Origin of the sequence: Exiguobacterium sp. s128 (assembly GCF_018618815.1) — a bacterium.
In the GTDB taxonomy this organism is placed as follows: domain Bacteria; phylum Bacillota; class Bacilli; order Exiguobacteriales; family Exiguobacteriaceae; genus Exiguobacterium_A; species Exiguobacterium_A antarcticum.
This window is the reverse complement of the sequence record NZ_JACSMT010000121.1, coordinates 1-220: the sequence shown is the minus strand read 5'-3', so window position 1 is coordinate 220 and position 220 is coordinate 1. Positions and strand designations below refer to the sequence as shown.

The 220-nt window shown below is 36.8% G+C and carries 1 protein-coding gene; it reads right to left on the bottom strand.

What is annotated here, in order from left to right:
- Positions 1-87: 87 nt before the first annotated feature.
- The coding region (locus KNQ13_RS15890; RefSeq protein WP_214773302.1) for an IS3 family transposase at positions 88-220 on the bottom strand (133 nt) is incomplete at its 5' end.

Sequence of the window (220 nt, the reverse complement as noted above, 5' to 3'; positions counted from 1 at the left end):
TGCAAAAACACCTCCGATGTTAGTACTTTTTAAAAGTGTACCACTCCGAAGGTGTTTTATATTGTCTCAAAATTTTAGGTTAGCCCATTAGGCTGCCAGTACACCGTATTTTTTAGGTGTCAGGTAGCCTGATTTTTCTTGGATTCGTTCTTCGTTATAGTAATTTAAGTAATTCATAACTCGTTCATAGACCTCGTGGTCTCTTAGCGAATTGAATTTG